Origin of the sequence: Achromobacter sp. RW408 (genome assembly GCF_003184165.1) — a bacterium.
GTDB lineage: Bacteria > Pseudomonadota > Gammaproteobacteria > Burkholderiales > Burkholderiaceae_B > Achromobacter > Achromobacter xylosoxidans.
On sequence record NZ_QHHO01000040.1, the window covers coordinates 452,307 to 462,794 of the forward strand.

Annotated in this window: 8 protein-coding genes; 6 read left to right on the forward strand and 2 right to left on the reverse strand. The window is 71.5% G+C overall.

Annotated features, from left to right (window positions below):
* Window positions 1–140 precede the first annotated feature (140 nt).
* The 6 genes from DK459_RS09650 (at window position 141) to DK459_RS09675 (ending at window position 8,052) form a co-directional block, all read left to right on the forward strand.
* Window positions 141–1,430 carry a hydroxymethylglutaryl-CoA reductase, degradative gene (locus DK459_RS09650; RefSeq protein WP_024068992.1) on the forward strand — a complete coding sequence of 430 codons (1,290 nt, stop codon included), beginning with the start codon at window positions 141–143 and terminating at the stop codon, window positions 1,428–1,430.
* 94 nt (window positions 1,431–1,524) lie between these two features.
* Window positions 1,525–1,998, forward strand: coding sequence for a hypothetical protein (locus DK459_RS09655; RefSeq protein ID WP_054498876.1), 474 nt, complete (start codon window positions 1,525–1,527; stop codon window positions 1,996–1,998).
* Window positions 1,995–3,383 carry a tripartite tricarboxylate transporter permease gene (locus DK459_RS09660; RefSeq protein ID WP_020927869.1) on the forward strand — a complete coding sequence of 463 codons (1,389 nt, stop codon included), beginning with the start codon at window positions 1,995–1,997 and terminating at the stop codon, window positions 3,381–3,383. Before DK459_RS09655 ends, DK459_RS09660 begins: the two co-directional genes overlap by 4 nt.
* A 183-nt stretch (window positions 3,384–3,566) precedes the next feature.
* A complete protein-coding gene (locus tag DK459_RS09665; protein ID WP_054496974.1) occupies window positions 3,567–4,724 on the forward strand; it encodes a nitronate monooxygenase family protein in 1,158 nt (385 codons plus the stop codon).
* Between the two features lie 92 nt (window positions 4,725–4,816).
* Window positions 4,817–5,458 (forward strand): TetR/AcrR family transcriptional regulator, encoded by a 642-nt coding sequence (locus tag DK459_RS09670; RefSeq protein ID WP_060720259.1) that lies wholly within the window; start codon window positions 4,817–4,819, stop codon window positions 5,456–5,458.
* Window positions 5,455–8,052, forward strand: a complete 2,598-nt coding sequence (locus DK459_RS09675) for a PEP/pyruvate-binding domain-containing protein (protein ID WP_233256787.1) — start codon at window positions 5,455–5,457, stop codon at window positions 8,050–8,052. Before DK459_RS09670 ends, DK459_RS09675 begins: the two co-directional genes overlap by 4 nt.
* A gap of 27 nt (window positions 8,053–8,079) precedes the next feature.
* Here the strand turns inward: DK459_RS09675 and DK459_RS09680 are convergent, their stop codons facing one another.
* Both DK459_RS09680 and DK459_RS09685 read right to left on the reverse strand, forming a co-directional pair.
* Window positions 8,080–9,552 (reverse strand): HAMP domain-containing sensor histidine kinase, encoded by a 1,473-nt coding sequence (locus DK459_RS09680; RefSeq protein WP_110134661.1) that lies wholly within the window; start codon window positions 9,550–9,552, stop codon window positions 8,080–8,082.
* Window positions 9,549–10,280, reverse strand: coding sequence for a response regulator transcription factor (locus DK459_RS09685; RefSeq protein WP_024068996.1), 732 nt, complete (start codon window positions 10,278–10,280; stop codon window positions 9,549–9,551). Before DK459_RS09685 ends, DK459_RS09680 begins: the two co-directional genes overlap by 4 nt.
* Between the last annotated feature and the right edge of the window lie 208 nt (window positions 10,281–10,488).

Genomic DNA, 10,488 nt, shown 5'->3' on the forward strand with positions numbered 1-10,488 from the left:
GGCGTGGTTTCCAGCGGGAAAAAGTCGAAAATTGGTGCAGTGCGATGGTACTGTTCGCCCAAACTGTACCTCTGAATGCCGGTACAGTTTACCTAGAATCTGGCCACCCAATTCTTAGATTTCCGATGGAGACACATGCCATGGTGGCCGATTCACGCCTGCCCAACTTCCGCGCCCTCACCCCCGCCCAACGCCTCGCCGCCATCGCCGACGCGGCCGGCCTGACGCCCGAGGAACGCCAGCAACTGGCCGAACCGGGCGCGCTGGGCCTGGACCGCGCCGACGGCATGATCGAGAACGTCATCGGCGCCTTCGAGCTGCCGCTGGGCGTGGCCGGCAACTTCCAGGTCAACGGCCGCGACGTGCTGGTGCCGATGGCGGTGGAAGAACCGTCGGTGGTGGCGGCCGCCTCGTTCATGGCCAAGCTGGCGCGCGAGAATGGTGGCTTCGAAACCTCCAGCACCCGGCCGCTGATGCGCGCCCAGGTGCAGGTGCTGGGCCTGACCGATCCGCACGGCGCGCGCGTCGCCCTGCTGCGCGAGCGCGAGCGCATCGTCAAGCTGGCCAACAGCCGCGACCAGGTGCTGATCGGCCTGGGCGGCGGCTGCCAGGACATCGAGGCGCACGTGTTCGCCGACACGCCGCGCGGCCCGATGCTGGTGCTGCACCTGATCGTCGACGTGCGCGACGCCATGGGCGCCAACACCGTCAACACCATGGCCGAGGCCGTGGCGCCGCTGGTCGAGGAGATCACCGGCGGCACGGTGCGGCTGCGCATCCTGTCCAACCTGGCCGACCTGCGCCTGTCGCGGGCCCGCGTGCGCCTGACGCCGCAAACGCTCGACACCAAGGACCGCAGCGGCGCCGAGATCATCGAGGGCGTGCTGGACGCCTACGTGTTCGCCGCCACCGACCCGTACCGCGCCGCCACCCACAACAAGGGCATCATGAACGGCATCGACCCGGTCATCGTCGCCACCGGCAACGATTGGCGCGCGGTCGAGGCTGGCGCCCATGCCTACGCCTGCCGCGACGGCCGCTACACCTCGCTGACGCATTGGGAAAAGGACGCCAGCGGCGCCCTGGTCGGCACGCTGGAAATGCCGATGCCGGTGGGCCTGGTGGGCGGCGCCACCAAGACCCATCCGCTGGCGCGGCTGGCGCTCAAGATCATGGCGGTGCGCTCGGCCCAGGAACTGGGCGAGATCGCCGTGGCCGTGGGCCTGGCGCAGAACCTGGGCGCGCTGCGCGCCCTGGCCACCGAGGGCATCCAGCGCGGCCACATGGCGCTGCACGCGCGCAACATCGCGCTGACGGTGGGCGCGGTGGGCGCCGAAGTCGACCAGTTGGCCCGCCGCATGGCCGAGGAAAAGGACGTGCGCGCCGACCGCGCGCTGGCGCTGCTGGAGGAATTGCGGAAACCGGCCTGACGGCGCGGAACGGCCGGCGCAGGCACGCCGGCCGCACAAGAACAGAGGCGGCGCCGGGAACCTCCCGCGCCGCCCGTCCATCAAGGAGACAGACATGGAAAGAGACAGCAAGGCGTCCGCCGGACGCCTGGCCGAAGTATGGAACGACACGGTCGACCTGCGCCACCTGGCGTGGGCCATCGCCATCGGCATCGCCGTCAGCGTGGCGGGCTTCTACGCCGCCAGCGGCTGGCTGCGCGACAAGGTCGCCTCGCCCGAACTGGCGCATGCCTACGCCATGCTGGCCGGGCTGGCCGGCTGCGTGCTGGCGGGCGTGATCTGCGCCCGCCTGTTCCCGCCCAAGCGCGAAGTGGTCGAGCACAGCGCCTCGCACGATCCGGCCTGGCGCGCCGAGGTGCTGGCCGAACTGGCCGCGCAACCGGGCGGCCTGGGCACGCTGGCCGACCTGCCGCCCGCGGTGGTCAAGGAGCTGAAGGAACTGGACCTGTACGAGCTGTTCGCCGCGCCCGCCGCGGCGCCGGCGCCGCAGGGCCGGCCGCAAAACTTGCGTGAAGAGGTGCCGGCATGAGCGATCCCGTGTTGCTTGAACAGATCATGGTGGCCGCCGGCATGGGCCTCCTGGGCGCGGTGGTGTTCGCCGCCATCGGCCTGGTGTCCGGCACCGACGAGACCACCACGCTGGCGCCGCTGACGCTGCTGGTGGTGCTGCTGGGCGTGCCGCCCGCCGGCGTCTTCACCTTCTTCCTGGCCGGCGCGGTGGCCAAGCACATGACCCACGCGGTGCCGACGGCGCTGCTGGGCATCCCCGGCGACACGCTGGCCACGCCGCTGCTGCAGGACGCCAACATGCTGCGCAAGCTCGGCGTGCCGCACATCGCGCTGCGCAAGATGGTGTCGGGCGCCATCGTCGCCGCCTTCGTGGCGGTGCCGCTGGCGGTGCTGTTCGCCGTGCTGCTGGCGCCGTTCGGCGGCGCCATCACCAAGTCGGCGCCGTGGATCTTCCTGGCCGCGGCGGTGCTGATCGCCTACTTCTCGGCTGGCCGCTGGGCCGCGGTGGCGCTGCTGGTGCCGTTCGTGGTGGTGATCGTGGCGCTGCAGAGCCTGACCGCCAAGTACGGCGTCAAGCTCAGCATCAGCTACTTCCTGGGCATCGCCATCGGCCCGCTGATCGCGGACCTGTTCACCGTGATCGCGCCGCAGGGCCGCGCCAAAATGATGCGCGACAAGGTGCGCACGTTCTCGCTGGCGCCGGACGTCAAGGGCTGGTCGGGCTACTTCCCCAACCCGCTCAAGGTGATGGACCGCATCCAGACCCGCTGGACCCTGGCCACCGCCACCATCTCCAGCGCCACCTTCGTGTTCAGCCCGGTGGCGATGACGGTGGTGCTGGGCGAACTGGTGGGCTCGCGCGTCAAGCACGCCTATCACCGCCTGACCACGGTGCTGAGCGCGCGCAACGGCGTCACCGAGGCCACCTACATCGCCGAGGCCCTGATCCCGCTGATCGCTTTCGGCCTGCCGCTCAGCCCGGTGGCCGCCGGTCCGGCCGCGCCGCTGTTCAACGCCCCGCCGCGCTTCACGGTGGACGCGGCCAGCGGCCAGACCCACAACCTGCACAACCTGCTGAACCACTGGGAGTTCCTGGGCTACGGCATGCTGGCGGTGCTGCTGGCGGCGATCGTGTCGTATCCGTTCGCCATGAACTTCGCGCGCCGCGCCGCGCTGTTCGTGTCGCGCAAGGTCAGCCACGAGGCCATCATCGCCACCTTCGTCGGCCTGATCATCGTGATCAGCGTGTGGGAAGGCCAGTTCCTGGGCCTGCTGGTGATCCTGACCATGGGCCTGTTCGGCGGCCTGCTGTCGCGCCTGTTCGGCTTTAACACCGGCGTGCAGTTCATGGGCTACTACACCGCCGTGCTGACGGTGCCGGCGCTGGTCAAGCTGGTGGCGTGATTCACCGGCGGCAAGGGGCGGAGCCGCCGTGCTCCGCCCCTTTTTTGCTTTCGCGGCGACCGCGTCCGGGCGCGGCGCCTTCATCCCCCCCGCTTTCCCCCGCCCGCTTGATCCCGCGCAAGGCGGCGCGGCATGCCTTGCTCTAGCCTCGGAGCCACTGTTCCCAATAAAGGCTCCCATTTCATGACGTGGTTCAAATCCCTCACACTCGCCGGACGCGAATTGCTGCCCATCGTCCAGGGCGGCATGGGCGTCGGCGTATCCGCCCATCGCCTGGCCGGCGCGGTCGCCAGCCAGAACGCGGTCGGCACCATTGCCAGTGTGGACTTGCGCCATCACCATCCGGACCTGATCGAGCAGACCGAGGACTGCCGCGACCGCGAGCAGATCGACAACGCCAACCTGGTGGCCCTGGACCGTGAAGTGCGCGCCGCGCTCGACACCGCGCAGGGGCGCGGCGTGGTGGCCGTGAACGTCATGAAGGCGGTGCGCGACCATCCCGCGCTGGTGCGCCAGGCCTGCGAAAGCGGCGCCCAGGCCATCGTCATGGGCGCCGGCCTGCCGCTGGACCTGCCCGACATGACCGCCGACTATCCCAAGGTGGCCCTGGTGCCGATCCTGTCCGAAGCGCGCGGCGTGGCGGCGGTGCTGAAGAAATGGATGAAGAAAGGCCGCATGGCCGACGCCGTGGTCATCGAGCACCCCGGCTACGCCGGCGGCCACCTGGGCGCGGCCCGCCTGGACGACATCCACGATGAACGCTTCGACTTCAAGCGCGTGCTGGCCGAATGCCGCCAGTTGTTCCAGGACCTGCAACTGGGCCGCGACGCCCCGCGCCTGATCGTGGCCGGCGGCGTCGGCAGCCATGAACAGGTACGCCACTGGCTCGGCAACGGCGCCGACGGCGTGCAGGTCGGCACGGCCTTCGCCGTGACCCGGGAAGGCGACGCGCACGAGAATTTCAAGCGCGTGCTGATGGAAGCCGACCCCGACAATCTGGCCGAATTCACCAGCGTCGCCGGCCTGCCGGCCCGCGCCGTGCCGACGCCCTGGCTGACGCGCTACCTGCGCCAGGAAAAGACGCTGCAGGAAAACACCCGCTGCGACGCGCGCCGCTGCAGCCAGCGCATGGACTGCCTGACGCAGTGCGGACTGCGCGACGGCATCGCGCGCTTCGGCCAGTTCTGCATCGACCTGAAGCTGGCCGCCGCCATGCGCGGCGAAGTCAGCCGCGGCCTGTTCTTCCGGGGCGCCTCCAAGCTGCCGTTCGGCGACGCCATGCGCAGCGTGCGCGAGCTGATGGACTACCTGCTGAACGGCAGGATGCCGACGGCGGCCTGACCGGCCGGCCCGCGGCTGCCCCCTTCATACGGGGCCGGGAAAATTATTGAACGACGTATAATCTTATTTTTCGTTCAATAATTTCCCGCCCCATGTCCCTCGCCGATCCGCACGACTCCCCTGCCCCCGGCCTGCGCGAGCGCAAGCGCCAACAGACGCTGGACCATCTGTCCCAGACCGCCTACCGCCTGTTCGAGACCCTGGGCTACGAGGTCGTCACCATGGAGCAGATCGCGGCCCAGGCGGACGTTTCCAAGGGCACGCTGTACAACCATTTCCCGGTCAAGGAAGCCCTGCTGGCGCACCGCTTCCACGCCGAGCTGGCCGCCAGCATGGTGGACCTGCTGCCCAGGCTGCGCACGGTGCCCGGCTTTGCCGCGCGGCTCAGGCGTGTCCTGCACGCCTCCGCGCATTGGTCCGAAGCCAACCGCGCCTATCTCGCGCCCTACCTGCGTTACCGCCTGTCGACCCTGCGCCCCGACGCCCAGGGCGACGGCCGCTCGCCGCGCAGCGGCTTGCAGACGCTGTTCCACAGCCTCATCACGCAAGGGCAGCAGGCGGGCCAATTGCGTGCCGACCTGCCTGCCGACCTGCTCACGCACCAACTGCAGTTCCTGCACCTGGGCGCGCTGCTGCGCTGGCTCGACCTGCCCGGCGCCAGCCTGCGGCGCGAATTCGATGCGCTGCTTTCATTGTTCCTGCAAGGCGCGGCGCCATCCGGGAGCGCCGCGTGACCACCGCGGCCATCCTGGACTGGGCCGCCGCCCGCGAGGCTGGCGTCGCGGGCGCGGGCGGCAAGGGCTGGCAGTTGGCGCGCATGGCGCACCTCGGGGTTCCGGTGCCGCCGGGCTTCGTGCTGGCGGCGTCCGCCAGCCTCGCGCGACGCCCCGGCGAGCCCGTGGCCGACACGCTGGCGCAGGCGCTGCACGAGGCCCTGCGCCAGCGCGGCTGGCTCGACCTGCCCCTGGCGCTGCGCTCCTCGTCGCCCCAGGAAGACGCGCGCACCGCATCGTTCGCCGGCATCCATCTGTCGTGCCTGAACGTGCGCGGCGCGGCGGCGGCCGTCGACGCCGTGCGACACATCTGGGACTCGGCCTGGTCGCCGCAGGCGGACGCCTACCGCCAGCGCCTCGGCCTGCAAGCCGAAGAACGCCCCATGGCCGTGGTGGTCATGCCCCTGCTGCCCGCCACGTCCTCCGGCATCGCCTTCACCTGCGACCCGCTCGGCGGCCGCCTCGATCGCATGGTGATCCACGCCAACTGGGGCCTGGGCGAATCCCTGGTGGGCGGCCAGGCCGAGGGTGACGAATACCACTTGCACGCGGATGCCCGTCAATTGGCCTGGCTCCTGGCCCGCCAACGCATCGGCGCCAAACGCCGCGCCACCCTGCCCGCTGCCGGCGGCGGCACACAACTGGGGGAACAGTCGGCGGCGCGGGCAGCGCAGCCCGTTCTGACGCCCGCGCAGGTGGACGCGCTGGCCGCCCTGGCGCGCGACGCCGCCCGCGCCCTGGACTATTCCGGCGCCCCTTACGACGTGGAATGGGTCCACGACGGCCAGGATTTCTGGATCGTGCAGGCCCGGCCCGTCACCGCCATGGCGCGCCACACCTACCCCGGCCTGCAATCGCAACCTTCCTACTGGTCGCGCGGCAATACCCGCGAAGTGCTGCCTTTGCCCATGTCCGCGCTGGAATGGGACGGCGGCCGCCTGATGGCCGAGCGCATGCTGACTCGCGGCTTCGAACTGAGCGGCTACCGCACGCTGCCGGGCGCGCGCCTGGCGGCAATGTTCGACGGCCGCGTCTACCTGGACGCCTCCGTGATCCAGTGGGTCGGCCACGATGCGCTCGGCATCGCCCCGAGCGCCATGAACGCGCTGCTGGGCGGCCCGCAGCCCGAGATCCAGGTGCCCGCGCCCGGCCTGGCGCAGCGCTGGCGCCACGCACTGCGCATGCTGCGCTATCTGCGCCGGGCCGGGCCGCTGCGGCGCCGCGCCGACGCCGACCTGCCGCGCCAGTTCGCGCGGGCGCGGGCCTGGCTGGATGAAACGCCGCCGGCCGACAGCGCGGCGCTGGGCGCGCGCCTGCTGGAGCAATTCCGCACCGTGGCCGCCGCCGACGACCTGTTCTTCCTGCAAGGCTCGGGCGGCGGCGCCCTGTCCAAACTGCTGGAATGGGTGGAACGCGCCCGTCCCGGCCAAGGCCATGCGCTGACCGCGGCGCTGATGGCCGGCGGCGAACCCAGCGTGACGGCGGCCCAAAGCTATGACCTGATGGCGCTGGCGCAACGGGCGGCGCGCGAACCGCATACCCTGGCCTGGCTGCGCGAGCCGGGCCGCGATGGCGCCGCCTGGGCCAGGCGCCTGCCGCCGGACAGCGCCTTCCGCCAGGCGCTGGCGGAGTTCCTGGGGCGCTACGGCCATCGCGCGGTGTACGAAACCTACCTGCGCAATCCGCGCTGGCGCGAAGCGCCCGACTACCTGCTGGACAGCGTGCTGAACCTGATCGGCGCCGACCCCGCGGCGCTGCGCGCCCGCCAGGAACGGGCCGCGCGCCAGGCATGGCACGCCGTGCGCGCCGCCCTGCCCTGGTGGCAACGTCCGCTGGCCGCGAAGCTGCTGGCGGCCGCGCGCCGCGAAGGCGCCCAGCGCGAAGCCGCGCGCAGCGTGCTGGTGGCGTACCTGGCGGCGGCGCGCCGCAGCGCGCTGGAGCTGGGCACGCGCATGCGTGGCGCGGACGGCCTGGCGGCCGCCGACGACATCTTCCACCTGACCGCCGAAGAGATCTTCGCGCTCGCCGCGGGCCGTCTCGCCCCCGCGGCCGCCGCGCGCCGCGCCGCCGACCGGCGCGCGCGCCTGGCGGCGTGGGCCGAAGCGCCCGATCGCGACGTGATCGTCGAATACGGCGAGGCGCCCCCGGTGGTCGCGCCCGCCGCGCCGGTCGGTGGCAACGGCTCCTGGCGCGGCACGCCGGTCGCCAGCGGCCGGGCGCAGGGCCCCGCCTTCGTCGCCCAGGATCCGCACGCGGCGCTGGCGATGCCGGCCGGCGCCATCCTGGTGGCGCCCTCCACCGATCCGGCCTGGACGCCGCTGTTCCTGCGCGCCGGAGCGGTGGTCATGGAGGCCGGCGGCTACCTGTCGCACGGCGCCATCGTCGCGCGCGAGTTCGGCATACCGGCCGTGGTCAACGTGCAGGGCATCCTGCGCCAGGTGGCCAGCGGCGACTGGCTGGAGGTCGACGCCGCGCGAGGCACGGTGCGGCGCCTGCCGGCGCCCGCCGGCGCGGCAACCCCCGACGGCGGCCCGCCGCGGCCTCGGCAGCCTTAGCGGAGGTCGCCGTCGGGCGGCGTCGGCTCAGCGCGCCGCCGGCAGGTCGAACTCGAATACCGCGCCGGGCTCGGGCCGCTCCACCAGCCGGATGTCGCTGTGGTGCAGTTGCAGGATGCGGTGCACGATCACCAGCCCCAGCCCGCCGCCATCGCGCGGCCCGTTGGCCAGCACCGAGGCGCGGGTGAACAGGCCGGCGCGCAAGGCTTCGGGAATGCCCGCGCCGTTGTCGCTGACCCGCACCTGCACGCCGCCGCGCGCCGCGCCCAGGCGCAGCTCGATGCGCCCGCCCGGGGCCGTGTGGCGGATGGCATTGTCCAGCAGATTGGTCAGCACCCGCTCGATCATGCCCAGGTCGGCGCGCACCGGCGGCAGTTCCTGGTCGATGGCGGTGGTAAGCCGCTGCTGGCGCGCCTCGGCGGCCAATTCGAATTTCTGGATCACATCCTGCGCCAGCTCGGGCAGCGAGAACGTTTCAGGCTCCAGCCGCACCAGCCCGGACTCCAGCCGCGCCAGCTCGAACAGTTCCTGCGCCAGCCGGCCGACCTTGCGGCTCTGCGCCAGCGCGATATCCAGGTAGCGGCGGCGCTCGGCCGCGTCCAGCGTTTCGTCCTTGAGCCGCAGCGTTTCCAGATAGCCGTGCAGCGAGGTCAGCGGCGTGCGCAGGTCGTGCGAGATGTTCGCCACCAGGTCGCGCCGCTGCTGGTCCTGGCGTGTCAGTTCGCGCCACTGCTCGGAGATGCGCCGTCCCATCTGCACGAAGCTGCGGCGCAGCAGCGAGATCTCGTCGCCGCTGGTATCGGCGGCGTCGGCCGGCTTTTCCAGCGCGGCCAGCGCGCGGCCGCCGTCGTCGCCGAAGGCTCGCACCGCGCGCGTCAGCCCCCGCAGCGGCCGCGTGATCAGGCCGAATGCCGCCAGGCCCGCCACCAGGCCCAGCAAGGCCACCAGCGCGATCGACCACAGGGTGGTGCGCAGCACCGCGCTGCGCGAGGCCGCCATGGCCAGCGCGTCGTGCGCCTGGCCTTGCAGCACCACATAGACATAACCCTGCTCGCGCCCCGCCACGCGCACCGGGGCGGCCGAGAACACCTTGGCGGTATCCAGGTGGCGCGGATCGTCGCCCGCGATCGGCAGCGCCCCGCCCGCCAGGAAGCGGCGCACCGGCGCCAGATCCACGCGGTCGCGCTTGATCTGCCCGGGCGGCGCCGCGTCGCCGACGATGCGGCCGTCGTTGTCCAGCAGGTAGACCTCGACCGCCGGATTCACCATCATCAGCATCGAGAACAGCGAGCGCACCGCCTCCGGCTTCCAGCCATTGGCGTCCATCAGCTCGTTGGTGCCGGCGATGTGCTGCGCCAGGCCGCTGGACAGCCGCTGCACCACTTCCTGTTCGTAGCGCAGGTTGGCCGAGATCTGCAGCCAGGCCGACGCGCCGCAGCAAGCCAGCAGCAGCAAGGCGAACACGGCCGACAGGCGCTGGGTCAGGGTCAGGCGCTTCATGGCGTCGGCTCCGCCGGCGCGCCCGGCGCCGCCGCGAACTTGTAGCCACGCCCCCAGACCGTCAGGATGCGCTGCGGATTGGACGGATCGGCCTCGATCTTGGTGCGCAGCCGGTTGATGTGGGTGTTGACGGTGTGCTCGTAGCCCTCGTGCTGGTAGCCCCAGACCTGGTTCAGCAGGTCGAGCCGCGAGAACACCTTGTCCGGATTGCGGGCGAAGAAATGCAGCAGGTCGAACTCGCGCGGCGTCAGCTCCAGCCGGCGCTCGTCGACCGAGGCGGTGCGGGCGATCGGGTCGATGGCCACGCCGTGCTGGCGCAGGCTGCCGGCGTCGATGCGGGCGTTGCGCTCCAGCGCCTCGGTGCGGCGCAGCAGCGCGCGCACCCGCGCCACCAGCTCCAGCATCGAGAACGGCTTGGCCAGGTAGTCGTCGGCGCCCAGTTCCAGGCCGAGGATGCGGTGCACCTCGCTGGAGCGGGCGCTGGTGATGATGATCGGGGTGTAGCGCGTCATGGCGCGGGCGCGCTTGCAGATTTCCAGGCCGTCGATGCCGGGCAGCATCAGGTCCAGCACCAGCGCGTCCCAGCCGCCCTCTTCGAGCCGGCGCATGCCTTCGTTGCCGTCGGCGGCGTGCTCGACGGCATAGCCCTCGTCACGCAGGTGCAGGCGCAGCAATTCGGCGATGTGGGCGTCGTCTTCGACGATCAGGACGCGGCGGGGCGTATCCATAGGGGCTCGGTGCAAGGGTGGCGGCCGGGGCCGCGGACAGCGCCGGGCGCGGGCGATCCGCCCCCGGCAGCGCTATTGTCGCCAATCCATGGCCGGCGAGTTATCACATTTATTTTAAGTTTGCGTGAGGACTTCGATATCGGCGCCGGGGAAGAATGGCTGCAACGACAACAACCGCCTCCCCGAGGAGCCCCGCCATGATGGCCAC